Annotated in this window: 22 protein-coding genes; 12 read left to right on the forward strand and 10 right to left on the reverse strand. The window is 49.1% G+C overall.

Features of this window, described 5'->3' with window-relative positions; all coding sequences use genetic code 11:
* Position 1: 1 nt before the first annotated feature.
* The 3 genes from Q0499_RS02805 (at position 2) to Q0499_RS02815 (ending at position 1,876) form a co-directional block, all read left to right on the forward strand.
* Positions 2–283: a hypothetical protein gene (locus Q0499_RS02805; protein ID WP_299195822.1), complete on the forward strand. Its 282-nt coding sequence runs from the start codon at positions 2–4 to the stop codon at positions 281–283.
* 90 nt (positions 284–373) lie between these two features.
* Positions 374–616, forward strand: a complete 243-nt coding sequence (locus Q0499_RS02810) for a CDGSH iron-sulfur domain-containing protein (RefSeq protein ID WP_299195824.1) — start codon at positions 374–376, stop codon at positions 614–616.
* An 81-nt stretch (positions 617–697) separates the two neighbouring features.
* A complete protein-coding gene (locus Q0499_RS02815) occupies positions 698–1,876 on the forward strand; it encodes an NAD(P)/FAD-dependent oxidoreductase (RefSeq protein ID WP_299195826.1) in 1,179 nt (392 codons plus the stop codon).
* Positions 1,877–2,033: 157 nt separating this feature from the next.
* On the opposite strand, the gene Q0499_RS02820 is transcribed toward Q0499_RS02815, so the two are convergent.
* Entirely contained in the window at positions 2,034–2,837 is an 804-nt protein-coding gene (locus Q0499_RS02820) for an alpha/beta hydrolase (protein WP_299195828.1), read from the reverse strand.
* A 91-nt stretch (positions 2,838–2,928) separates the two neighbouring features.
* Here Q0499_RS02820 and Q0499_RS02825 point away from each other — a divergent pair, with 91 nt between their 5' ends.
* Positions 2,929–3,516, forward strand: coding sequence for a CGNR zinc finger domain-containing protein (locus Q0499_RS02825; protein WP_299195830.1), 588 nt, complete (start codon positions 2,929–2,931; stop codon positions 3,514–3,516).
* A gap of 68 nt (positions 3,517–3,584) precedes the next feature.
* Here the strand turns inward: Q0499_RS02825 and Q0499_RS02830 are convergent, their stop codons facing one another.
* Entirely contained in the window at positions 3,585–5,246 is a 1,662-nt protein-coding gene (locus tag Q0499_RS02830; RefSeq protein ID WP_299195832.1) for a diguanylate cyclase, read from the reverse strand.
* A gap of 157 nt (positions 5,247–5,403) precedes the next feature.
* Entirely contained in the window at positions 5,404–6,297 is an 894-nt protein-coding gene (locus Q0499_RS02835) for a LysR family transcriptional regulator (protein WP_299195834.1), read from the reverse strand.
* Between the two features lie 103 nt (positions 6,298–6,400).
* Between Q0499_RS02835 and Q0499_RS02840 the strand changes: the two genes are divergently transcribed.
* The 3 genes from Q0499_RS02840 to Q0499_RS02850 all read left to right on the forward strand — a co-directional run bounded on the left by Q0499_RS02840 (position 6,401) and on the right by Q0499_RS02850 (position 11,217).
* Positions 6,401–7,516, forward strand: coding sequence for an FAD-dependent monooxygenase (locus Q0499_RS02840; protein WP_299195836.1), 1,116 nt, complete (start codon positions 6,401–6,403; stop codon positions 7,514–7,516).
* Positions 7,517–7,767: 251 nt separating this feature from the next.
* A complete protein-coding gene (gene rsgA, locus Q0499_RS02845) occupies positions 7,768–8,811 on the forward strand; it encodes a ribosome small subunit-dependent GTPase A (protein ID WP_299195838.1) in 1,044 nt (347 codons plus the stop codon).
* A 213-nt stretch (positions 8,812–9,024) separates the two neighbouring features.
* Positions 9,025–11,217 carry an OsmC domain/YcaO domain-containing protein gene (locus tag Q0499_RS02850; RefSeq protein ID WP_299195840.1) on the forward strand — a complete coding sequence of 731 codons (2,193 nt, stop codon included), beginning with the start codon at positions 9,025–9,027 and terminating at the stop codon, positions 11,215–11,217.
* A gap of 134 nt (positions 11,218–11,351) precedes the next feature.
* Here the strand turns inward: Q0499_RS02850 and Q0499_RS02855 are convergent, their stop codons facing one another.
* The 3 genes from Q0499_RS02855 to Q0499_RS02865 are packed head-to-tail and all read right to left on the reverse strand — an operon-like array spanning position 11,352 to position 13,118.
* Positions 11,352–12,398 (reverse strand): AAA family ATPase, encoded by a 1,047-nt coding sequence (locus tag Q0499_RS02855; RefSeq protein ID WP_299195842.1) that lies wholly within the window; start codon positions 12,396–12,398, stop codon positions 11,352–11,354.
* On the reverse strand, positions 12,395–12,718 hold the full coding sequence (locus tag Q0499_RS02860; RefSeq protein WP_299195844.1) for a hypothetical protein: 324 nt from the start codon (positions 12,716–12,718) through the stop codon (positions 12,395–12,397). Before Q0499_RS02860 ends, Q0499_RS02855 begins: the two co-directional genes overlap by 4 nt.
* Positions 12,711–13,118 (reverse strand): PilZ domain-containing protein, encoded by a 408-nt coding sequence (locus tag Q0499_RS02865; protein ID WP_299195846.1) that lies wholly within the window; start codon positions 13,116–13,118, stop codon positions 12,711–12,713. The genes Q0499_RS02860 and Q0499_RS02865 overlap by 8 nt, the downstream gene beginning before the upstream one ends.
* Before the next feature lie 537 nt (positions 13,119–13,655).
* On the opposite strand from Q0499_RS02865, the gene Q0499_RS02870 reads away from it, so the two are divergent.
* Entirely contained in the window at positions 13,656–14,945 is a 1,290-nt protein-coding gene (locus tag Q0499_RS02870) for an NAD(P)/FAD-dependent oxidoreductase (protein ID WP_299195848.1), read from the forward strand.
* Between the two features lie 126 nt (positions 14,946–15,071).
* Here the strand turns inward: Q0499_RS02870 and Q0499_RS02875 are convergent, their stop codons facing one another.
* Both Q0499_RS02875 and Q0499_RS02880 read right to left on the reverse strand, forming a co-directional pair.
* Positions 15,072–17,300, reverse strand: a complete 2,229-nt coding sequence (locus tag Q0499_RS02875; RefSeq protein ID WP_299195850.1) for an NADP-dependent isocitrate dehydrogenase — start codon at positions 17,298–17,300, stop codon at positions 15,072–15,074.
* Between the two features lie 285 nt (positions 17,301–17,585).
* Entirely contained in the window at positions 17,586–18,653 is a 1,068-nt protein-coding gene (locus Q0499_RS02880; RefSeq protein ID WP_299195852.1) for a 3-deoxy-7-phosphoheptulonate synthase, read from the reverse strand.
* 274 nt (positions 18,654–18,927) lie between these two features.
* Here Q0499_RS02880 and dsbD point away from each other — a divergent pair, with 274 nt between their 5' ends.
* The 3 genes from dsbD (at position 18,928) to Q0499_RS02895 (ending at position 22,887) form a co-directional block, all read left to right on the forward strand.
* Complete coding sequence (dsbD, locus tag Q0499_RS02885) at positions 18,928–20,856, forward strand: protein-disulfide reductase DsbD (RefSeq protein WP_299195855.1); 1,929 nt, start codon at positions 18,928–18,930, stop codon at positions 20,854–20,856.
* Between the two features lie 122 nt (positions 20,857–20,978).
* Positions 20,979–21,884 carry a CHAD domain-containing protein gene (locus Q0499_RS02890; protein WP_299195857.1) on the forward strand — a complete coding sequence of 302 codons (906 nt, stop codon included), beginning with the start codon at positions 20,979–20,981 and terminating at the stop codon, positions 21,882–21,884.
* Positions 21,885–22,185: 301 nt separating this feature from the next.
* A complete protein-coding gene (locus Q0499_RS02895; protein ID WP_299195859.1) occupies positions 22,186–22,887 on the forward strand; it encodes a hypothetical protein in 702 nt (233 codons plus the stop codon).
* 192 nt (positions 22,888–23,079) lie between these two features.
* Here the strand turns inward: Q0499_RS02895 and Q0499_RS02900 are convergent, their stop codons facing one another.
* Positions 23,080–23,739 carry a CoA transferase subunit B gene (locus tag Q0499_RS02900; protein WP_299195861.1) on the reverse strand — a complete coding sequence of 220 codons (660 nt, stop codon included), beginning with the start codon at positions 23,737–23,739 and terminating at the stop codon, positions 23,080–23,082.
* 75 nt (positions 23,740–23,814) lie between these two features.
* Positions 23,815–24,516 carry a CoA transferase subunit A gene (locus Q0499_RS02905; RefSeq protein WP_299195863.1) on the reverse strand — a complete coding sequence of 234 codons (702 nt, stop codon included), beginning with the start codon at positions 24,514–24,516 and terminating at the stop codon, positions 23,815–23,817.
* A gap of 242 nt (positions 24,517–24,758) precedes the next feature.
* Here Q0499_RS02905 and Q0499_RS02910 point away from each other — a divergent pair, with 242 nt between their 5' ends.
* On the forward strand, positions 24,759–25,673 hold the full coding sequence (locus Q0499_RS02910) for a LysR family transcriptional regulator (protein ID WP_299195865.1): 915 nt from the start codon (positions 24,759–24,761) through the stop codon (positions 25,671–25,673).
* Positions 25,674–25,702: the final 29 nt, after the last annotated feature.

The following is a 25,702-nucleotide window of genomic DNA, read 5'->3' on the forward strand; positions in this document are numbered from 1 at the left end:
AATGTCACGTATAAAGAAAAAACGCACCTCGCCAAAACCTATTTTTCTCGATGTTCCCCGTCGTAGCGAAAAACTGGCAGACCCTGACAGCTATGAAAGCCGTAAACGCCGTAATCTGGAACAGAAGAAAAAGAGTAAGAGCAAGTCTGTGTATGAGAAAGCCCGCGAAGCTGAAAAGGCTAAAGAGTCGGGTCAGCCGCAGCGTAACACGCCATTAGCGGAAAAAATCCGTCGTCTGAAAAAGGCAGAAGAAGCTCGTCAGAAAACCTCTGACGAGGAATAATCTCTCCTGGAGTTTGATCTCTGATAAACCGTACTCTACGTTTACTGTTACCTGCGGAATGATTCGCAGGCAGTAAACGGAGATCAGAGTATGTCTCATGCTGATGTTCAACGTGCTGGCGACCTGCCAGCCAAAGTAGATCTTACTGAGGGTGAAACCTATGGCTGGTGTGCCTGTGGGCGTTCCGGTAAGCAACCCTTTTGTGATGGCTCTCATCAGGGCACAGGGCTCGACCCGGTAGTCTTTGTGGCCCGCAAAACGGAAACGGTTTTTCTTTGCCAGTGTAAACAGACCGGAACACCACCGTTGTGTGACGGTAGTCATAGTCAATAAGAACCGCAAAGCTAATAGCACTCGCTAGAACCGATCTGACTGGGTACAATGCGTTTCATTTTTTAGCGGGAAATAGTTACCTTGCAACAGGTTGATGTGGTTATTGTAGGGGCTGGTGCTTCCGGTCTGATGTGTGCTGCTACAGCAGGCTATCGGGGGCGATCCGTACTGGTGCTTGAGCACACGGCAAAGATCGGCCGGAAGATCCTCATGTCCGGTGGTGGGCGCTGTAACTTCACCAATATCCATAACTCTCCCGCTAACTTCATCTCAGAAAATCCACATTTCTGTAAATCAGCTTTAAGTCGTTACACCGCCCAGGATTTTATCGATCTGGTTGACCGTCACGGGGTGGAGTATCACGAAAAGACTCTGGGGCAGCTGTTCTGTAACGAATCCAGCAAAGAGATACTACAGGTCTTACTGACAGAGTGCGACTGGGCAGGGGTTGAGATCAGAACCGAAACCCAGGTGCATAAGTTACTGCAGACCGAGGGCGGTTTTCAGCTGCAAACCACCGCTGGCAATATCGCTGCGAAATCGGTTGTGATTGCTACCGGTGGGCTGTCTATCCCCAATGGCGGTGCCACCAGTTTTGCCTACGATATCGCCGAGCAGTTTTCGCTGGATCTGTTACCGCGAAGCGCTTCTCTGGTGCCTTTTACCCTGCAACCCAAAGATAAAGAGCAACTGAGCGAGTTGTCCGGTGTTTCGCACCGGGTGCGGGCGAGTATCGGTAAAACCAGCTTCGTTGAGATGATGCTGTTTACTCACCGGGGGCTGAGTGGCCCTGCGGTGCTGCAGATATCCAACTACTGGCAGCCGGGGATGGAAGTTGAGATCGACCTGTTTCCCGATTTCGATCTGTTAGCATGGTTGAAAGAGCAGCGGGAACAACGCCCTAAAGCAGAACTGACCACCATCATGGCGCAGCAGATGAGTAAGCGCATGGCGCAGATACTCTGTGCCAAATTTGAGCTCTCTGGCGTAATAGGAAACCTCTCCAATAAGCAGCTTGAAGCGGCTGCTGCTGCATTCTGTTGCTGGAAAATCAAGCCGTCGGGTACCGAAGGTTATCGCACAGCTGAAGTGACGATTGGTGGTATAAATACTAATGAAATCAATCAGAAAACTATGGAAGCTAAATCTGTTTCTGGCCTGTATTTTATTGGCGAGTGCCTCGATGTAACCGGCCATCTGGGCGGCCATAATTTCCAGTGGGCCTGGGCATCCGGGGTGGCTGCAGGGCAGGCGGTTTAGTTTCAGACCCGCATTCTGCAAACACTGTGTTACATGCTTGTATCGGTTTCATCGCTGCCTTTTTCAATTCTACCTGTAACGGAGAAGGGCAACGATAGTATTACCAGATTGATCTGAATGACCACAAATCAGACAACTCTCAAATGTGAAGTTTCTCTTAATTAAACATAGCCGCCACGATGGCTTCTGGTGCGTCCTCTTGCATCAGGTGGCCCGATGCCGGAACCGGTGTTAACACTCCACTGGTCAGCAGGTTTGCAAGTTTCCTGCCCTGTGAAATCGGTATCCATTCATCGTTCTCGCCCCACAAAATCTGCACTGGGTCTTCCATGGGGGCGTAAAGCTTCTCTATGTCATCAGTGTAGCGCTGATCCATCTGTGCTATTTGGCGATAGAATGCTGATTGTCCAATGCTGCCTTGCCAGGGGGCCATATAGATTTCAAGCGTCTCTTCACTCAGTTCACAATATGCAGAACTCTGAAGGTATGCACGGAGCAGAGCATCATGAGCATATGCGGGTAGTCCCGCAAATGCTTCTTCGTATTCGCGGACATGGCTGACAAACGGTGATCCCCAGGGAGCGACTGCTACCGGATCAATTATAGTCAGCCGGGCATAACGGACGCCATTCAGGTAGTACGCCCGCAACGCGGTTGCGCCACCAAAATCATGACAGAGCACTTCAGGCTTCTCGATTCCCCATTCCTGAAGCAGAGCAGTAAACAGAGTATTTTGAACCGCCAGCGATACATCCTGGCCTTCCCGCTTTTCTGATAATCCATACCCCAGCAGATCGAAAAAGTAGACTTTCTTTCGCCTTGCCAGCAGCGGTGCGATCTTCCTCCAGACCTGTGAGGAAAAGGGTGTTCCGTGAATGAGCACGAGCGGTTCACCCTCACCCATACATCCCCACGCAATATCCTGTCCTTCAAATGTGAAACGATGTGACAAATTAAGCATAAAACGACCTGTATAACCCTTAATTGGATATAATAGGTTAGTTAATCAGTTATAATTAAACAACCGTTAAATTGAAGTAATAGGTTATGGTATGGCGCTATGGAATGACGATGCGTTTATTGGAGGGCATCCTGCACTTGATTTCGTGAACACTGTGGAAGATCAGGATAAGTGCAGAGACAGTAGTCGTATTTCTGACTGGCCAGGCTTTCTGGGATGGGCGAACGCTTCATCTCTCTTCAGCAAAGAACAGATGAATGTGTTGGAAAATGAGATACAACAAACCGACATTCCCACTTTGCTGAGGAATATTCACGAACTAAAAGAGACAGCATATGCGGCACTTAGCGGCATAGCATCGGGAGAAACGCAAACGGATGAAGCGCTGCAAAAGCTTGAAGAGGGTATAAGAATTGCGCTAAATAACTCGTCTTTGAAACTGAAAGAAAACTACTATATATGGCTACCCGATATGGTTAATCCGAACTGGGTCATTGACGTTCTGACGCTATCCATTGAGAGCCTGCTACGTTTTCATGACATGACAAAACTCAAAGAGTGTGGGCGTTGTTCATGGATGTTCCTGAATCAAGGTCGGGGCAGGGGGCGGCGGTGGTGCAACATGAGGACATGTGGAAACCGGGCAAAATCTGTATCTTTCAGAAACCGCAAGCAATAGTGTTTTAGCAAGGTTGATTGCTTTTAAAACCCCGAGACATTCGTTGTGTTGAAGGCGTTCTACTGGCGTTACTGTTTAACGCTGGTTGTCCCTTCTTTTTTTGAACGTTTATGCTCATACATCCGTTTATCTGCCAGGGATAAACACTCAGATAAATTGACAGATTCATAGCTGTTTGCAACCCCATAGCTGAGGCTTGCCTGTTGCCAGCCGGCCTGTCTTAATTCCTGTTCGGTTTGAGTGATAAGTTGTGAGATCTTTGTCAGCACGTTTTTATCGTTCTGTTTTCTAACGATAAGCCAGATAAATTCATCGCCACCGGTTCGAAAAACGTCACCGGCTCCCTGCAGGTTGCGCTGCATTATCCCGGCGCATTCAATTAAATACCTATCGCCTTGTTCGTGTCCTTGTGTGTCATTCAACTGTTTGAAATTGTCAAAATCGATGAAGGTTAGATAATAGGCTGAGGATAGCTTATCAAGCGTTTCACTCAGTAAGTGACGATTACCTACCTGGGTCAGGGGATCTATTCGCGAGAGCGTGTAACTGCGGTAATATTCCTTTTGCTGCAGGTGAATCCATTCGGATAAAGACAACATAATACAGATACAATCAACCGCTAAAGCCAGTAATACAACGAGTTCAGGTAACAGAATCCCATTGACCAGTTTGGTATGAGAAAGCACGTAGTACGCCAAAGCCAGACCATAGGTCAGGTTTCCCACCAGATAATATTTGGCACGATAGTCACTTTTCCCCAGCATGAAGAAGCCGATACTGATGGATATGGGAATCCACAAGGCCGCAATTAAGTGTGAAATTAAGTAGCTTGTTGCAAACGGTAACACCCACATCAGTATACCCAGAGCAGCACTGATGAGAGAAAAGCCGTGCAAAAATTTGCTTAGTTTTGAATAGTCCTGGGGGCAGTCAAATAACATTTTAGTAAACTGGCTTGCCGCAGCAATGGCAAAGGGAAAAATCAGCATGCCGGCATACGCAGGATTGATTGCTGAAATGTTGAACAGATAACTCAGCTGACCCGATGCGGCAAACCAGCCAAGGCCATGCAAGCCCACATAACCTGCGCATGCCAGAATGATCATCTGTCGGGTGCGTATATAGGTGAAAACAGCCATCAGAGCCAGTGTTAACATCACTGTAATGCTGATAGTTGTCAGTATATTGTCCTGAAACTGTTGATAATAAAACTGAGATTCAGGTATTAACCTGATCGTTACCGGGACGGAAAATACCTTCGCTTCAATATGAATCCATAGTTCAACGGTGTCGCCACTCTCAATATAGAGTGGAAAAGCTTGCGCATGAGCTAACTTAGCATTGGTCGCGGAACCCTGACTGAAGTCTGCATGACCAACGGCAGCATCGGTAGTGCTTTGCCAATAGGCCTGGCCCTGATCGAGATAGTTGGCATGTAGATTCACAAACCATCTCTCTCTGTTATTGCTGGTATTGTGAATAACCAGTTTGGTGACAAAAGCGCCGCGCAGACCGATGGTGGAGTCTACCGTCGGCGAAGCTTGATAGAGCTGCCTGATATCTGAAAGTGTTGCAGGGGGAGGGGCTGAATCAGCACGCCGCCATAAATTAAACTCTTTGATTGCAGATTCTTGTTGCAGAGGCAGGGAGATCGGGCCTTGGGCATAACAAGTGCCACTGTTTAGCATAATGACCAGCATGCTAAACAGCACTATAAATCCAAGTTTCATTTACGATTCAATACCTCTATCCCAGAAATACAATTATTGCCCATAGGGTTCTGGTCTACAAGTCAGTATCAGGCATTTCAAGCGGATGGCATTGGTTTTAAAGGCCTGGACGTTCACACTTGGTTTGCTCAGCACCGGCGGCAGGATGATCTGTATTTCACCTGTCCCTCAGTCCCGAAAGCCCCTTTCGCAGGTGTTCCAAAAACAGTTTTACTTTCTCCAGTGGGTATTTTCTTCCCGAGTATAGTGCGTATAACACAAGGTCTTCCGGTTCGCTGGTAAGTTCAATTGGGATAAGGTCACCGCTGTCTATCTCTGCCTGGCATGCATGAGTGGGTAAGATGGCGAAGCCCAGCCCTTTCAGTGCCGCGGCTTTAGCCATGAGGCCGCTGTTGACCTTATAGCTGGACTGCACCTGAATGGTCTGGTTCTGTTTAAACCGCCAGGGCATTCCCTGTAGTACAGAGAGTGTGGTTATACAGGGCATTTTCCGCAGTTCATCCAGCGAATGTGGCAATCGGTGATGTTTCAGTAACCGGGGAGCGACAACCACGCAACTTGGCCAGCGCAGTATCTCTTTAGCGATCCAGCCAGAATCTTCCAATGGGCCACGGCCAAAGCGTAGCACCAGATCGTACCCTTCTAACAAACCTTCCGTCGGATTGAGCTGGGTATCACAGCTCAGTTCTATTTTCGGGTGAAGCGAGCAAAAGTCCGCGATGCTTTCAGCCAGAAAGGGGAGATCAGGCATGATTATTTTAAGATGACCGGAAAGACTGTCACTCTGCAGAGAAACATCTGCCAGTACATCATTCATTGCCTGAATGAGAGGTGTCATGGAATGGTAAAGTTGTTTGCCAGCAGGGGTTGGGATCATCTTGCGTGTGGTGCGCTCCAATAAGCGCACATTTAACTGCTGCTCTAATAAAGCGACATGGCGGCTGACGTTGGATGCAGGCAGTTGCAGTTGATCGGCGGCCAGCTTAAAGCTCAGTTGTTGATATACCGTCTGAAAGCTGAGTAACCATCGGGGGTCAATTTTCTCAATCATTATTCACTCATAAAATGGGATTAACAACCCAATAATACCTTATTTATCCTGAATGATGGCTTTGTGACAATCTCTGCCCAGTTTAATTAATGAGGTAGTGCAGATGAGCAACATCGATCGAATCGCCATTGTCGGCGCAGGCGTTGCCGGGATGGCGCTGGCGATACTCTCCGCAAAGCAGGGTTATCAGGTGAGTCTGTATGAGCGTGACAGTCAGGTCTCATCCATGGGGGCGGGTGTCACTTTATGGGCAAATGCTGTTTATATTATGCAGCAGATGGGGTTGGAAAAAGAGCTGATGCATCTGGGGGGAAACCCTCGCTTTATGCGTCAGTTTAATCAGCAGGGAGTCCTGTTGGGTGAGCTTGATATTGAGACTATGAATAGTCTGAGTGGCTTTACCAGTGTGACGATATTACGTCGGGATCTAATGAACATACTCGACAGCGCATTAGATGGCCTGGGTGTTGAGAGACAGTTCAATTGCACTATCACGCCAGAGGCGATTGCAGGGTTAAAGCAAGACTTTGATCTGGTGGTCGGAGCCGATGGGCGAATGCATTCGGTGGTGCGTCAGGTCTTATATCAGGGAAAGATAACTCCCCGCTATCAGGGCTTCGTCAATATTATCGGTATCAGTCAGATGGACGAAGCTTCAGATAACGCCATTCATGATTATCGTGGCCTTGGTGAGCGCTTTGGCATCGTCCCGGTTGCTCCCGATGTCTGTTATTGGGCTGCTGCCTGGAGCACATCTATGGATAAAGATCGGCCACTATCTGGCTGGTATGAAGAGATGCACCGGCGTTTTCTGGGCTGGCCTGAAGCGCTGCAGTGTGTGCTCAGCTCTTATGATAAAGCATCTCTCAGAGCTATTTTCGTTCATGATCTTGATCCTTTACCCTATTGGCATGAGGACAATCTGCTAATGATTGGAGATGCTGCCCATGCGCCGTTGCCAACGTCAGGGCAGGGAGCCTGTCAGGCGCTGGAAGATGCATGGCATCTTGTCCGGATTCTGGCGGAAGAGGATGAGCTGGATAGCGCTCTGACCGCTTTTTATCAACGACGGATCGAGAAGGCTTCTGCCACACAAGCGGCTGGAAGAGCGTTAGCACAGGGGATATTTGCAGCTCATTCTGAGCCTCCTGCGTCTGTTTCAGATATTTCGCTGGAGCAGTTAACTCAGTTCTGGATGCAGGGACTGGCGGTTGAGTAATGGATGCTTACCGCTGACCCTTACCGTATTCTTTTCAGCTGTGGGGTCTTGACTCAGTGCAGGCTTCTGCTAAATTGAGCACTCTTTATAAATAACACACCACTGGAGGGGATCGATGATTGTAGTCAACACCTTCCGGGCACTCTGCTGAACTCAGCCAAGCTGATCGCGCTGCCCGGTTACTGAACCGGGGGCTTCCGCCCCTATGGATTAATTTCTGGACGCTACTCAGGTATGCGTCAGGGGTTCTTATGACTACTATTTCTCCTTTGTCCCAACTGGGATGGAAACCTTTTTTTCAGCAACAGCTTACCCTCGAAGAACTAGCAGACTATCAGCCTGCCCGCGTAGCGGTGCAACATCGTTCGCAGTATGAACTGTATAGTGAGGAGGGCCGAAAGATCCTCCAGGCTTCATCCAATCAGCCTTCTCTTGTCGTGGGGGACTGGGTGCTGCTCGACCGTGAAGAGGGCTTTTATCGTGCGCTGGAGCGTCTCTCGTGTTTCTCCCGTAAGGCGGCGGGCAGCAGGATATCCGAGCAGCTGATAGCCGCCAATGTGGATACGGTGTTTATCACCTGCGCCCTTAATCAGAACTTCTCTCTCAGCCGCATAGAGCGTTATCTGGCCCTGACCCGCGAAGCAGGGGCTGAGGCTGTTGTCGTGCTGACTAAAGCCGATCTCTGTGATGATCCGTACAGCCTGGTTAGTCAGGTTCAGGCGCTGGATAGCCGGTTGCTGGTTGAAGCGGTGAATGCGCTGGATCAGCAAAGCACCGAGGTATTAGCTCCCTGGTGTCGGGCAGGCAGTACCGTGGCGCTGTTAGGATCATCCGGTGTAGGTAAATCAACGCTGATTAATAGTCTGATGGGCTGCCCGGTGCAGCACACCCAGTCAGCCCGTGAAGACGATGACCGGGGCCGGCATACCACGACCGCCCGATCACTGCATCTGATTCCCGGTGGCGGCGTCTTGCTTGATACGCCGGGAATGCGTGAGTTGCAGCTGAGCAGTTGTGAAGCCGGTATCGAAGCAACCTTCGCCGATATCAGTGCGCTGGTATCAGCATGCCGGTTCACTGACTGTCAGCATCAGAATGAACCCGGTTGTGCGGTTCAGGCAGCCCTGCAAGCATCGCAGATCGACCAGCGGCGGCTGACGAACTACCTCAAACTGATGCAGGAGCAAGCGCGCAACAGTCTGACACTGGCACAGAGCAGAGCGAAAGAGCGTTCTCTGAGCCGATACTACCGTAAGGTGCTGCACGAGAGTGTTAAGCTGAAAAAGAGCGAATAAGGGTTACTAACAGAGATGCGCATCGATGATGGTGCGCATCTTCTCCTCTGATATTAATCCGATACAGTTCGTTTTTAACCCGTCGATTAGTGTAAAATGCAGCCCAAAACAGAGGCTGTAACCGGGCTAAATCTACAACCAGCTAAGCCTGTGCAATCTCTTTGTCGGTAGTGATATCGATATTCTTATAAAAGTTTCCGATAGAGTATTCAGATGGAAATCAAAGTTAATTTTTTAGAAAACCTCAGGCTTGAAGCTAAGTTTGACGATTTCACGGTCACCGCCGATCAGCCGATCCGTTATAAGGGGGATGGTTCTGCCCCCAGCCCATTTGACTACTTTCTGGCGTCATCAGCGCTCTGTGCTGCTTATTTTGTTAAGGTTTACTGTAACGCCCGGAATATACCGACCGATGATATCCGTCTCTCCCAGAGTAATATCGTTGATCCGGAAAACCGTTATAACCAGATCTTCCAGATTCGCGTTGAACTGCCTGAGTCGATCTCCGACAAAGATCGCACCGGCATTCTGCGTTCCATCGAACGTTGTACCGTGAAGAAAGTGGTACAGGAGGGGCCGGAGTTTAAGATCGAAACCGTTGAAAATCTGGATGCCGATGCCTCGATTATGGCGATGGGGATCCCTGATGATGGTGTGAACACCATGATTGAGGGGAAAGATCTGCCGCTGGAGAAAACCATCGCTAACATGACCGGCCTTCTCGAAGGGCTGGGCATGAAGATCGAGATTACCTCCTGGCGTAATATCGTGCCCAACGTCTGGTCGCTGAATATCCGTGATGCAGCCTCAGAGCTTTGTTTTACCAACGGTAAAGGCTCAACCAAAGAGAGTGCGCTCTGTTCCGCGCTGGGTGAGTTTATCGAGCGTTTGAGTTGTAACTTTTTCTACAACGATCAGTTCTTCGGTGAAGAGCTGGCTAATGCGGAATTTGTGCATTATCCAAATGAGAAGTGGTTCCCGCTGACAGGGGATGATTCCATTCCGGAGGGGTTGCTGGATGACTACTGTCTGGAGATCTACAACCCGGATGGTGAGCTGCAGGGTTCTAATCTGATCGATACCAATTCCGGTAACTATGAGCGGGGTATCTGTGCGATTCCTTATGTGCGCCAGTCTGATAATGAAACCGTCTATTTTCCCTCTAACCTGTTGGAAAACCTCTTTCTCAGTAACGGCATGAGTGCCGGTAACAACCTGTTCGAAGCGAAAGTGCAGTGTCTTTCAGAGATTTTCGAGCGGGCCGTAAAGCGGCAGATCATCGAACAGGAGATCGTGCTCCCGGATGTACCTCAGTCTGTTCTGGAAAAATTTCCAGGCATTCTGGCCGGTATTCAGGGGCTTGAAGAGCAGGGCTTCCCGGTGGTTATCAAGGACGCATCTCTGGGGGGTCAGTTCCCGGTGATGTGTGTGACTCTGATGAACCCTCGTACCGGCGGTGTGTTTGCCTCTTTTGGAGCACATCCCAGTTTTGAAGTCGCGCTGGAGCGCAGCCTCACAGAGTTGCTACAGGGCCGAAGCTTTGAGGGTCTGAATGATCTGCCACCGCCGACATTTAACAGCCTTGCGGTCACTGAGCCGAATAACTTTGTTGAGCACTTTATCGACTCAACCGGTGTGATCTCCTGGCGTTTCTTCAGTGCTAAGCATGACTACGGGTTTGTTGAGTGGGATTTCTCCGGTACCAACGAGGAGGAGTGTGGCCGTCTGATGGCGATCCTTGAAGCGATGGGTAAAGAGGTCTATGTCGCCACGTTTAATGGCTTCGGGCCTGATCAGAGCGCGTCTGCTTGCCGGATTCTGGTGCCGGACTACTCTGAGATCTATCCGGTGGAGGATCTTGTCTGGGATAACACCAATAAAGCTGTTTATTTCCGTGAAGATATTCTCAACATCCACGCACTGGATGATGAACAGCTGGCTGATCTGGTTGAACGGCTGGAAGAGAGTGAAGAGGATAACTACACCGAGATCAAGACCTTTATCGGTATTGAATTCGATGAAAACACTGTCTGGGGACAGCTCACCATTCTGGAGTTGAAGATTCTCACCTATCTGGCCCTGCAACAGCATGAAGATGCACTGGAGCTGGTGGAGAGCTTCCTGCAATACAATGACAACACGGTTGAACGGGGACTCTTCTATCGGGCGATGAGTGCGGTGCTGACAATCGTGCTGGATGATGAGCTGGAGCTGGACGATTACCTGCACAGTCTGCGGCGGATGTTTGGCGCAGAGATGATGGAAAATGTGGTTGGTTCTGTAAATGCTGAGGTGAAGTTCTACGGTCTGACACCCACCAGTATGAAGCTGGAAGGTCTGGACAAACATCTGCGTCTGATTGAGAGCTATAAGAAGCTGCATCAAGCGAGACAGGCGAATATCTAACGTTTTTATCCCTGTATAAAGGGTCGGGCATCAGGTTAGATAAACAAAAAAGACAAACCGGGGTTTGTCTTTTTTTGTTTTGAACTCAGGACGTTCTGCTATTCACTGCTTATACGAGCACTTAATAAAAGCACTTATAGCGATGGAATCACCGTTTCATCATGATTTTTAACGTCACCCAGGAGGATAGTTTTGTTTCCGGTGATTGTTCTTACCAGCGCAGAGTAATCGGCAGCACCGTCTCCGTCGGGCAGAAATTCAAAGATGGTTTCTCCATGGGAGGGCGAGCGGCTTAGCTGCTCGTCATACCGGATCGGTGTGCACACCTTATCTCCGTATAGGCTCTGCAGCTTACGGTAGATGTTTTGCGGCTGTTCAACCCGGGTATCGAGAAAGGTCGGCAGAATGTAATTGAGATCGATCTCTTTGTATTTCTTTATCGCATGGAGGTTCTTGGTAAACTCAGCCAGACCATGCAGCGACATGACTTCCAGTGATACCGGTGTCAGCACTTCGGTGGCATAAAAAAGCACGTTGACGGTTAACTGATCCCAGCCGGGAGAGGTGTCGATGATGACATAGTCATACTCTTTATCCAGATTCTCCATCGCTTCGGACAGGGTCCACTCAGAACCAAAACTTTTTTTATCAATAATTCGTTTGACGCCCGCCAGGGATCGTCCCCCGCCGAGCAGAAACAGATTTGGCCGCGCCTCTATGATGGTCTCTTTAGGCGTCAGTTCACCGGTTAGCAGCTCGGTCAGACCTGCCGGGGGTTTTTTACCTAACATAAAGGACGACTGACCCTGAGTATCGGTATCGATCAGCAGCACTTTATAGCCCGCCATCGCCAGGCCAGCGCTGAGATTTACGGCGGTTGTGGTTTTTCCCACCCCGCCTTTGCTGAGTGATACACAAATTTTCCTCGGAGTTTTCTGGCCTTGAGGAGGGGTAGGGGGTTGCAAACTTTCAGCTCCGGGATTGCTGGCAACCTGAGGCTGCACCGTCGGTGCAGGAGCTGCGTGAGTAACAACTGGCTGGATGACCTCGCTGTTATCAAGATTGATCAGAAATTTATGATCACACGCCTTGCACCGCACCACGAATCGTTTCTTCGCAGCCACTTTACTGGTATCAGCATGGTGCTTACGAGAACAGTTAGGGCAAACAATAATAGTCATGGGTTAGCCTTCTTAAGATCTTCCAGGATTGCCTTCAATGCAATCTTGGCCAGTCTTTCCACTGAGACGTTTGTTTTGGACTTGGTGATAAATTTAAGACTTATTTTGCCTTTTAACTTCCAGGCATGAATAGCAAACTGGTCGCTTTCGGTTTGCCAGATCAGCTCACCCTGGTCCTTACGCGACTCGGCTTCGTTTAAAGGTGTCGTTTCGGTGTCGCAAAAAATGAAGTTATTGAGTTGCTGCAGCTCATCGATATCGTCGCCGACCTCTTCGCTGAGCAGCATTCCCATAATATCCAGCTTTTCATTATCAGGCATTATTAAAAATCTCCTTGCGGAGGCGTATTAACATCTGCTCTAAGGATTTAAGAGTTTGTTCGTCGATCTTCAGCCACTGAATACCACAGATCCAGTTGCCGTCACCATCCAGAGAGGCATGAACGACCTCTCCCTCTAAGCCATCAAAGCTCTGCTCACCCAGAATCAGTTTGCAGCTCGGTTTGATATCTTCCGAGGAGATAGGGGATGCTGCTTCGATAGCGATACAGACCCCTTCCATACTAATGTCCATTAGAGGGTATGTTTTACCGTTGGCTTCAAGTAAGTGGGTAGCCCGGTCTCCGATGGGCAAACGGTATGATTTTCGGGAGACAAGTATTGATTCTGAATCACTCGAAATTTCTTCAAATTCAAGCGTGTCATCATTTATGAGTTTCATCGAAAAACCTCTTTGAGCACCAGGTCTATCCCCGCATAGTTGTAGTCAGATCGAAAGAATTACACTATTCATCTGATAATGAGGTTGATAAAGCTGAGAAAGACACTAAAAAGCCTTATAGCAAGGCTAGATTAAAAAACAGCTTATAACACCCATATAAACAATATTAACAGGCTTTCTCAAGAGGAGTACCTCTTAAAATGGGTATTACCTGCTGCGGTTTCTCTGCTCTGGATCAAGTTTTGCTGTTGTTACGCTGGCAGTGCCAACAACTGTTTGAATCGGCAATATCAGCATTGCAAATTTTCTAAATGTCATTGCTGGTTGCGGCTCTGTGGTGAGCGTTTTATCCTCTGGCCTGAGTTTAGTATATGATGAGACTGATGGCCCCGCCTGAATGTACTGGAAGATCAGTTCTAAGGGCATGTTTATAAATGAATTAACAGATGCTTAACTAATAAAGACCTCTTTTCTGCTCAGTTGAGTCAGGTTAGCGCTGATAAGTGAGTTCTAACCTGACTTTTTTGAGGGCTTCAAATGAAAACAATCGTAATCGTAGGGGGAGGTGCCGGTGGTCTTGAGTTGGCAACAAAACTTGGACATAAGCTGGGCAAAAAAAAGCGCGCTAATATCATTCTGGTTGACCGTAACCGCAGTCATATATGGAAACCATTGTTACATGAGGTAGCCACCGGCTCACTGGATATGAACAGTGACGGCGTTGTCTATCGGGCTCATTCGGCGGCGCACTATTATCAGTTTCAGCTGGGTACCATGATTGGCCTGGACAGGGTCGCGAAATCTATCCGTTTACAATCGTTTAAAGACGAAGAGGGTAAAGAGGTGTTGCCTGAGCGCGAGATCTCCTTTGATACTCTGGTGATGGCGGTCGGCAGTGTCAGTAATGATTTCGGTACCCCGGGTGTGGCGGAGCACAGCTACTTTCTGGACTCGCATCAGCAGGCTGAACGCTTTCATCGGGCATTGTTAAACCAGTTCTTACGTATCAATCAGAAAGCATCAGAAGCGAAATTGAGGCTGGCGATTGTCGGTGGTGGTGCCACCGGTGTTGAACTGGCGGCTGAGCTCTATCATGTTGCCGATCTGTTTAAGATCTACGGTATGCCCGAGATGTCGCGTAAACGACTGACTATCGAGCTGATAGAGGCGGGGCCAAGAATACTGCCTGCACTGCCGCTACGTATTGCTACGGCAGCTAAAAAAGAGCTGATGGCCCTGGGTATTACCATCCATGAAAATGTGCGGGTAACCAGTTCGACAGATGAAGGCTTTATAACCCATGAGGATACTCTGATTGGTGCGGACCTGCAGGTCTGGGCTGCCGGGGTTAAGGCGCCTGACTTTATCAAACAGATCGGTTTTTTTGATACCAATCGAAATGGCCAGATCGTGGTTAAGCCCACTTTACAGAGCACCGTGGATGACGCCGTGTTTGTCATCGGTGACTGTTGCGCTTGCGAGCAACCGGATGGCAGCTGGGTTCCGCCCCGGGCGCAATCGGCCCATCAGATGGCCAGTCTGGTCTACAAGAATATTCTGTTAATGGAGCAGGGTAAGCCGTTACAGGAGTACATATATAAAGATCACGGCTCATTGGTTAATCTGAGTCGCTATAGCACCGTTGGCAGCTTGATGGGTAATCTCACTAATGGGTCGATGTTTATCGAAGGAAAGCTTGCCCGGCTGGTGTATATATCTCTGTACCGGATGCATCAGATTGCTATCCATGGCTGGCTGAGAGCGGCCGCAGTGTACTGGGCTCAGAAGATTAGCGGTGCGGTGAAGCCGAAAATGAAGCTGCATTGATGTTGCGGAAGGTCATTGCTGGCTGTTAGCTTAAACGTTTGCTCTGACAATCGTTAGAACGTAAAAAAACCGGATCAGTTAAACTGATCCGGTTTTTTTGTCACTGCTTAAACTGAGGTTTTACGCTCAGGAAAGTGCCGCCAGAGCCGCATTCAGTGTTGCGCTAGGACGCATAACTTTTTTAACCGCTTCACGATTGGCGTGGTAATAACCACCCAGATCAGCAGGGCGACCCTGAACAGCACTCAGCTCAGCAATAATCTGTGCTTCGTTGTCTGCCAGTGTTTTCGCCAGCGGAGCAAACATCGCTGCCAGTTCGGCATCTTCTGTCTGAGCAGCAACTTCCTGTGCCCAGTACATACCGAGGTAGAAGTGGCTGCCACGGTTATCAAGCTCACCGGTTTTGCGTGAAGGAGACTTGTTGTTCTCCAGCAGGGTGCCGGTTGCAGCATCCAGGGTTTTAGCCAGAATCTCAGCGCGCTTATTGCCTTCTTTAATGCCCATCTCTTCCAGAGATACGGCCAGAGCAAGGAACTCGCCCAGTGAGTCCCACCGCAGATGGTTCTCTTCCTCAACCTGCTGTACGTGCTTAGGCGCAGAACCGCCGGCACCTGTCTCATACATACCGCCGCCTTTCAGCATCGGCACGATGGACAGCATCTTAGCAGAGGTGCCCAGTTCCATAATCGGGAACAGGTCAGTCAGGTAGTCGCGCAGAACGTTACCGGTGACAGAGATAGTATCGTTACCACGAATCATGCGGTCCATGCTGAAGCGGATCGCCTGATTGTAGGTCTTGATAGAGATTTCAAGACCTTCGATATCATAATCCTGCAGGTAGGTGTTAACCTTTTTAATCAGTTCACGGTCATGGGCACGTTTGTGATCCAGCCAGAACACAGTCGGCATGCCGGACTGACGGGCACGGGTAACGGCCAGCTTAACCCAGTCACGCACAGGTTCGTCTTTGGTTTGACAGGCGCGCCAGATGTCGCCTTTCTCAACATCGTGCTGCATCAGTACGGTGCCGTCAGCGGTGACAACACGCATGAAACCGTCGGCCATCATTTCAAAGGTTTTGTCGTGAGAACCGTACTCTTCTGCTTTCTTAGCCATCAGACCAACGTTGGGTACAGTACCCATCGTGGTAGGATCGAAAGCGCCGTTAGTTTTACAGAAGTTAATCATCTCCTGATAGATACGGGCATAGGTACTTTCCGGCATAACCGCTTTAGTATCCTTTGGCTTGCCGTCAGGGCCCCACATCTTACCGCCGTTACGAATCATCGCAGGCATAGAGGCATCGACGATAACGTCAGAAGGTACGTGCAGGTTGGTGATCCCTTTAACAGAGTCAACCATCGCCATTTCCGGGCGGTGCTCTAAACACTCATGGATCGCTTCTTCGATCTCTTCGCGCTTAGAGGTTGGCAGAGTGGAGATCTTGTCGTATACGCTGCCGATACCGTTGTTTGGATTAACGCCCAGCTCATCGAACAGGTCCTGATACTTGTCAAAAAGCTCTTTGTAGAACACGGTTACAGCATGCCCAAACACGATTGGGTGAGACACCTTCATCATGGTCGCTTTAACGTGCAGAGACCACATCACGCCGCTATCTTTAGCGTCCTGCATGGTTTCTTCAAAGAACTCACGCAGCGCTTTGCAGCTCATGCGCATGCTGTCCAGAATCTCGCCCTGTTCCAGGCTCAGTTCTTTCTTAACTTCGACATTGCCAGCCTTATCAACGAACTCAAGGCGAACATCGCCAGCCTGATCCATAGTGATGGACTGCTCGCTGGAGAAGAAATCCCCATCGCGCATATAGTCAGCGTGGGTACGGGATGCTTTGCTCCACTGGCCCATAGAGTGAGGGAACTTACGCGCGAAGGCTTTAACTGCTCCGGGCGCGCGTCGATCAGAGTTACCTTCACGCAGTACCGGGTTTACCGCTGAACCAAGAATTTTTGAGTAACGCGCCTGAATCGCTTTGTCTTCATCAGTCTGTGGCGCTTCAGGGTAGTTCGGGATGTCGCAACCCTGAGCCTGAAGTTCAGCGATACAGGCTTTCAGCTGAGGAATAGACGCAGAGATGTTGGGTAGTTTGATGATATTTGCGTGTGGATCCTGGGTCAGTGCCCCCAGGAACGTCAGACCATCTTCAGCTTTCTGTTCTTCAGACAGTTTTTCGGGGAATGCTGATAACACTCGACTTGCCAGAGAGATGTCGCTGATCTTGACGTCGATGCCCGCAGCTTTGGTAAAAGTCCTTACGATTGGCAGTAAAGAACAGGTTGCCAGTGATGGTGCTTCGTCGGTAAGGGTCCAGTAAATAGTTTGATTCGTTGTAGTCATTTTATCCCCTTGTCATTTGGCTGGTAGCCAGAGGCTTAACAGGGCAGCTTGTGACTGTCCTTAACATCTTTGCTTAAGCCTTATAATTAATTATTCCGCGGGCGCATTATACGTTAAAAAACTACTAATACTGAAGTAGGCACAGGTATTCCGTCGGGCTATATCGACTAAAAGATAGTATGGATGTAGTTTTTTTACCGCAGTGCAGCATCTGTTTTGGTGTTTTCTGAGTGGCCAGAACAAAAAAAAGGGATCCGAAGATCCCATTTTTGTGTCATTTAGCGTTTAGCGATTAGGTAACACGTCTTTCAGTTTAGCGTGCATCTCTAACAGCGTTTTCTCAGTGGTGTCCCAGTCGATGCAGGCATCAGTGATAGACACGCCGTACTGCAGATCTGCAGGGTTCTCAGTCATTTTCTGATTACCCCACCCCAGATTGGACTCAACCATCAGGCCAACGATGGATTTGTTGCCTTCGATAATCTGGTTGGTAACGTTTTCCATCACCAGAGGCTGTAAGGCCGGGTCTTTATTGGAGTTTGCGTGGCTGCAGTCAACCATGATGTTTTTCTTCAGGCCCGCTTTATCCAGTGCCTGTTCACACAGGGTAACATTGACCGAGTCATAATTCGGTTTGCCATTACCGCCACGCAGCACCACATGGCCGTACTTATTACCTTTGGTATGAACTTTAGAGACCTGTCCCTGCTCGTTAATACCCAGAAAATTATGCGGGTGAGACACCGATTCAAGTGCGTTGATGGCGACAGTCAGGCCTCCATCGGTACCGTTTTTGAAACCGACCGCGCCGGACAGGCCGCTGGACATCTCCCGGTGAGTCTGAGACTCGGTGGTGCGTGCACCAATGGCAGACCAGGCAATCAGATCTTGCAGATACTGCGGTGAAATAGGATCCAGCGCTTCAGTTGCCAGCGGCAGCCCTGCCTCAGACAGGTCAATCAGCAACTCGCGACCGATATGCAGGCCCTCTTCAATCTCAAAAGAGTCATCCATATGGGGGTCGTTGATCAGGCCTTTCCAGCCAATAGTCGTCCGGGGCTTCTCAAAATATACGCGCATAACCAGATAGAGAGTGTCCTGAACCTGTTCAGCCAGCTGTTTCAGCTTGTGACCATATTCGATCGCCGCTTTGGTATCGTGAATAGAGCAGGGACCCACCACGATAAACAGTCGCTTATCTTCACCCTTCAGAATGTTTTTTATCACCTGACGACCTTCCATCACAGTGGTCGCTGCAGATTCACTCAGGGGCAGTTTTGTTTTCAGCTGGTCAGGGGTGACCAGAACCGTATTACTCTCAATATTGAGGTTTTCGACTCGGTTATCAGACATCTCAATTTCCTAAAGTGTACAGCCTTTACCCTGTACACCCGTTAGCGCGTTCGTAAAGGACGTACTTTGTAACATATTAATGAACAAGGTTTAAGTGCTGATACGGGCTATCCGGTGATACAATCGGGTAAATTTACCGGCTTATGGTAAAGCCGAAGGTTATTTTCAAATTTTGATAAGCTTTCTGCCTGTTTATCCACAGGCTGGATCGAACTCCCCAGACCGCTTGCTGTCAATAAATCGTTCGATCAGACTTATACATTAAGGGGTTATTGTGCCGTTACTGCTTCAACGACTGACCACTCCAGTCATCGTTATCCTGATGTTATTGATAATGCAATTCAGTACACCTGCGAAAGCGGGCCTGTTTGATAACGCTAACCGGTTTGCTGCTGATGATAGACCGCTGCAGGTGGAACAGGCGTTTATCTTTGATTATGAACAGGATGCTGATGGCGCTGTAAAACTGGTCTGGACCATTGCCGATGGTTACTATCTATACCGGGATAAGATAGAGCTTACTTATGGGCCGGAACTGGAAGAACTCGATCGACGTTACTCCGATGCAGAACAGAAAGATGACCCCCTGTTCGGTCAGGTATGGGTCTATCATAATCAGGCGGTGATCAATCTTGATCTGACCAGCACCACCGGGCAACCGGTAGACAGTGTCGTGACGGTCAATTATCAGGGTTGTTGGGAAGGGGGGATCTGCTACCCGCCGGTTACTAAAACTTTCAATCTGAAGCAGTTGCCGGTAAATCCGGGAATGGCTGATGACGCGGAGGCCGTTACAGATAACGCCGTTACAGATAGCGCTGTTATAGATCGCTCTCAGGCAGCAGTCTCTCAGTCTGGTGTAACGTTACCCAGCGCGTTGCCTGCATCTTCAGTCATCCAGAGCGAACAGGACCGCTTTGCGGCACTGATTTCCGGTAGCAGTCTGTTACTTACCCTCGGAGCATTCTTTGTTGCGGGGCTGGCGCTGGCGCTGACGCCCTGCGTATTTCCGATGATTCCGATTCTTTCCAGCATTATTGCCGGTCATGGGGATAAAACTACGGCCCGGCATGGTTTCTTTTTATCCCTCATCTATGTGTTATCGGTTTCCCTGACCTATACGGTTGCCGGGGTTATTGCCGGAATGTTTGGTGAAAACCTGCAGGCGGCCTTTCAGAATGTCTGGATTATCGGGTTTTTCAGCCTGATCTTTGTGCTTTTGTCACTATCGATGTTTGGCTTTTATGAGCTTCAGTTGCCTTCGAGTTGGCAAAGTCGCCTGAACAGTATGAGTAATGGTCAGAAGGGCGGAACGGTGATGGGCGTCGTCGTGATGGGCCTGCTATCAGCATTGATTGTTGGACCCTGTATGGCGGCACCGCTGGCCGGTGCGCTGATTTATATTGGTCAGAGTGGCGATCCGTTATTAGGGGGGGCAGCGTTGTTCAGCCTGAGCTTAGGTATGGGTGTGCCGTTACTGATTGTCGGCGCGTCTGCGGGTAAGCTGCTACCCAAAGCCGGGGGCTGGATGGAGAGCGTTAAAGCAGGTTTCGGTGTCATGCTGTTGTTGCTGGCCGTCTGGATGCTGGACCGGGTGATTGCCGACAATATCGCCTTACTGCTGTATGCCGTGATTCTGCTGGTGGCAGCGGTGCATATGAAAGCGCTTGACCGGTTAAAGGATAACGCCGCTGGCTGGAGCTATTTCTGGAAGGGGATTGGGGTTGTGTTACTGCTCTACGGCGGCATCCTCTTTATCGGCGGACTGACTGGCGGTAAAAGCCTGATACAACCGCTGAAGGGTTTTGCTGTCACAGGTGCTCAGGCCCGGACTACTTCAGAGATGAGCTTTGTCACGGTCACCAACAAGCAGCAACTGGATAGTTTGCTCAGCGATGCTAAAGAAAAGCAACAACCGGTGATGCTGGATTTTTATGCTGACTGGTGTATCTCTTGTATCGAACTGGACTACGTCACCTTTGCTGATAGCTCAGTACAGCAGGGCCTTAGGGACTTTCAACGCATAAAAGTTGATGTCACTGCGAATGATGATGCGGCAAAAGAGTTAAGCGCGCTGTATAGCGTTATCGGCCCTCCGGCTCTGATCTTCTTCGATCGGGCTGGTCAGTATCATCCGAATATGACGCTGATCGGGGTGATAGACCCGAACGTTTTTGTCAGGCATATCGCCGGGCTTAATTAGTAGGTTATTCTAAATTAAAGCCCCTAACCAGACGCTTTAAACTAAACTTCCAGGGTAAACAACGAGCAATCAGCACACTCTTATCGCCCTGTACCGGGACATAAAATGCCGTCAACACACGAATGATGAAATCATCAAAGCATGACCCGGTGTTTAAACGTGCAAATAAACAGGTACATCGGCTGCTGAAAACACTTTCAGCGTCCCTCCCATCATCAGACACTCTTTCTGCAGAACAGGTACACAAGATTCGTGTGTGTAGCAAAAAACTGCGGGCATTATTACCGTTGTATCGACCCTGCTGCAAAAAGGCGGCGATCAGAAGTGTTAACCAGCAGATCAAACAGCTTTCAGCAGCATACTCAGGTCAGCGAGATACTGATGTTCAATGCGAGATGCTATCCATGGCGGCCATCGGTCTTGGTCAGCAAAGCGGATCAGATATTGAGGATTTACGAAGTTATTTTAACCGGGCGCGAGAGCAGGTTATCAGTCAGCACAGCTACTCTGACACAGAAAGTCGCTTGAAACAGATACTTGAATATTGGGACGTCACCTTAGCCACTGGTTCCTCTCCTGAGTGTCAGCAGGGGATCGATTTCACCTACCGTAAAGCCCGAGAGCTAGCCGATTCCGCATTATCAACGGGTGACGATGGCGCCCATCATCAGTGCAGGAAATGGGTTAAATACTATCTGTTCCAGTTACAGATGTTGTTGCCTGAGAAGATCACTAAAAAGAAGGGCACTAAAAAGCAGGGCACTAAAAACAAAAAGTATCTTAAAAAATTAACCCGTTTAGGTCACCGTCTGGGCGTGCTGCATGACCGTTGTGTACTGGAACAAACGTTAAACGATTTGTTAAGTTCCGTTAAAAGTGAAACAGATACACAGACTAATCCAGACTTAGAACGTTCCATCTCACTGACGCTAAACTGGTTAGCAGAGCAAAAACAGCAGGATAAAGCATACTGTCATACGCTGTTTAATAAAGTGTTCAAACAGTCAGAAAATCCAGTGACTCTTTAACTGTGAACGTTTAAACGCTCCGTTAGAAAGCCCAATAAAAAGGCTGAGGTATAAACAACAGCCCTTTAACTTAACCTGCACCAAAGCCAGGCAATCACGACGTTCATACGTGTTTTCCTTCGATGAACAACGAACCACTTATTTCCCCTATGCACTTTTCCCTGGTGCCCACTATTCAGGTTTTTGATTTCACTGAATGTCCAAACTATGATTTATCGATGGTTTTAGATAATAAAATGATATCTGAAGTTTACTCATATCGATTGTCAGTCACTCAATATGACACATGGGGAGTCGTGAAATGTTTGTAACATATTCACTGGAAGATGCGCGAATGCAGTTGCAGGATGCTGCGAATAAGCGACGTTTACACCAATGGACTAAAGAGCACCCTGATTCCTTTGCGCCTATAGTTTTTCCTTTTGAGTGTGTGCGCTTTCCGGTCGGTGTGTTTTTTATTCGAGGCGACAGGGCCGGTCCCGGTAAAACCCTTGCTGAGCAGGTCGTAGCCAGCTTTGGTTATTGGAACGATGATTCTGGCAAGTATTTTGACATGGTCTTCCCTGGATGGGCAAAAGATGGTGAGCTGATCCATTTCGACAGGGATGCTTTTCTCTCTTTCAGGCGCGAGATAGAGGCGATGTCTAAGTACAGATACAGTGGCCAAACAGACATTTTACTTCTGAATTACGATTACCCAGTTGGTGGAGAAATAGGGGACTTCTCTTTAGACGAAGCCATAGTGCTTCCAGTTGAAGAGATGGTGCGTGATGGCAGGATCAGCAATCTGGATGCTTTGATGCACGAACTGATTTGTGATGCTAAGGATATGTTTCAACAGGAAAGCAGTAATGTCATCTGGGATATAAGTGATAAAAGAGCTGTTGAAGGAGGCCGTAAAGCCTTACTTAAACTGATAAAACAGAAGTTTCTCAAAGATCTCGTCAAAGTCTACGATGAGTTGAAACCGTTTGCAGTCTGCGATCTACGCTTACCAAAGTGACGCTAATCGCTATGAGTAATACACGAAAGGCGATGGTTTATAGGGTCGTATGAACCTGAAAAAGGCTGATACATCAGGTATCAGCCTTTCTAAATAGACCAATGATTATTGTTTCAAATGTCCAATTATCACCACGTCCATACGCCTTTTCTAACCACTAGCAAGCGGCGAAGCCGCATCTAACTACTGCTTTTAAGCGAAGGTCATCTCTGGCACGTGGTCAGGTACAATCAGCTTGCCTTCGGTCTTCTCAATAATCTCTTCCACAGATACCCCTGGAGCACGCTCTTTCAGGTGGAAAGCGCCGTCCTTGATTTCCAGGAATGCCAGGTCGGTGAGGACTTTCTTGATACAACCCGCGCCGGTGAGAGGCAGGGTGCAATTGGTCAGCAGTTTTGATTCGCCATGTTTGGAGGCATGGGTCATGGTGACGATGATGTTGTCAGCGCCTGCCACCAGATCCATTGCGCCACCCATCCCTTTAATCAGTTTGCCGGGGATCATCCAGGATGCAATATTGCCATTAACATCGACTTCGAATGCGCCGAGCACGGTCAGGTCGACATGCCCGCCACGGATCATGGCGAAGGATTCAGCGGAGGAGAATATCGATGCGCCGGTGGCGGCGGTGACGGTCTGCTTGCCAGCGTTAATCATATCCGCATCAATTTCATCTTCGGTGGGGAAGGGGCCCATACCGAGCAGGCCATTTTCGGATTGCAGCATCACCTCGATGCCATCGGGAATATAGTTTGCGACCAGTGTCGGGATACCGATTCCCAGGTTGACGTAAAAACCATCTTCCAGTTCGCGTGCAATACGCTGTGCTATCTGTTCACGTGAGAGTGCCATTGTCTTTCCTCTTCTTTCTGACAGCGGTGTAACGCCAGGGCTATCAGAAATTCAATAAATTACCGGAGTGTCGTATCAGCCCTGGCGCACGGTGCGCTGCTCAATACGTTTTTCGAAACTGCCCTTAATCACACGATTAACGTAGATGCCTGGGGTGTGAATCTCGGTGGGTTTCAGTTCACCCGGTTGCACAATCTCTTCTACTTCTACCACGGTGATTTTACCGGCTGTTGCCGCCATTGGGTTGAAGTTCTGTGCCGTATCACGGTAGACAACATTACCGTAGGTATCTGCTTTCCAGCCTTTTACGATGGCAAAGTCGCCGGTGATGGACTCTTCCATAATGTATTTACGGCCGTTGAATTCGCGTACCTCTTTACCGTCACCCACTGGGGTACCGTAACCGGTAGCCGTATAAAAAGCTGGAATACCCGCGCCGCCTGCGCGCATCTTCTCCGCCAGGGTTCCCTGAGGGGTTAGTTCAACTTCAAGTTCGCCCGCCAGCAGCTGTTTTTCAAACAGAGCGTTTTCACCCACATAGGAGGAGATCATCTTTTTGATCTGGCGATCGACCAGCAGAATGCCAAGACCGAAGTCATCAACACCGCAGTTATTCGAAACAAAGGTCAGCTCTTTGGTGCCCATTTTTTTAATCTGAGCGATCAGATTCTCCGGGATACCACAGAGGCCAAAGCCGCCCGCGATGACGGTCATGCCATCTTCCAGGCCTGCCATCGCTTCTTCGTAGCTGTTTACAACTTTATTGAAACCCGACATGTGTGCAACTCCGCATTTTCGGTTCTTGTTATTAAGTTCTACTTAATGAGGTAGATACCCGGCTGGGACCGTTCCGTTCCCGGAACACCGGATATCTGTTTAGCGAATGGGTTAAGTCTCATATAGGTGGTATTATTTAGCAAATTTAATGATTTTAATTATTTATAAATTTTGTTTATAAATTTAACACATGTTAAGTGTGGCGAGATGCGTTTGAATAAAATTGGTCGGATGGCAGAAAAATGACGAATATTACCCTGAAGCAGTTAAGAGCTTTTGTTGCGGTTGCCCGTACTCAGAGTTTTACTGAAGCCTGCGTTCAGGTGCACCTGTCTCAACCCGCCCTGAGTATTGCGATTAAAAATCTGGAAGAGGAAGTGGGTGGCGCGCTGTTTAGTCGCACCACCCGCGCAATTGCATTGACGCCGGAGGGGGAGGAGTTTTATCCCGTGGCGCAGAAGATCCTGCATGATTGTGAATCTGCACTGGATGATCTCAACCAACGCTTTGCCCTTAATCGGGGACGGGTGGTACTGGCGGCGATGCCATCGTTTGCCAGCAGCTTGTTGCCGGGCATTATCAGCCAGTACCGCGCCCTCTATCCCAATGTCAGCATTACGGTGAATGATGTTATTGCGGAGGATGTGGTCGATATGGTGCGTAATGGTCAGGTTGAAGTGGGCATTACCTTTGACCCGGGCCGCTCTGAAGATCTAACCTTTACTCCGCTGTTTGATGACCGGTTTGTGGCGGTGGTTCATGCGGATCATCCACTGGCGGAAAGCGGCAGCATCCCCTGGCAGGCGCTGCTTAAAAATGACTTTATTACCTTGCAACGGCCCTCCAGTATTCGTCTGCTGATCGAAGCTAAACTGCGTCAGTTGGGGATGCAGGTGTCACCTGAATTTGAAACCCATCAACTGGCAACTATCGGCAGAATGGTGGCAACCGGTCTGGGGGTGAGTGCGGTGCCTTCTCTGTGTATTCAGCAGATGCGGGAACTCGGGGCGGTCTGCCGGGAACTGGATACCCCGGTGATGCAAAGGCCTGTCGGTGTGGTGATGCGCAAACGCTACCCACTGTCGACGGCAGCACGCAGTCTGGTTGACATTATTCTCGGTTCTGCCACGGATCTAAGCGAGAGGATAAAGCTATAACGCGGGCAACAAAAAGGGAGCCTCAGGCT

It is taken from the genome of uncultured Amphritea sp. (genome assembly GCF_937127095.1).
Classification (GTDB): domain Bacteria; phylum Pseudomonadota; class Gammaproteobacteria; order Pseudomonadales; family Balneatricaceae; genus Amphritea.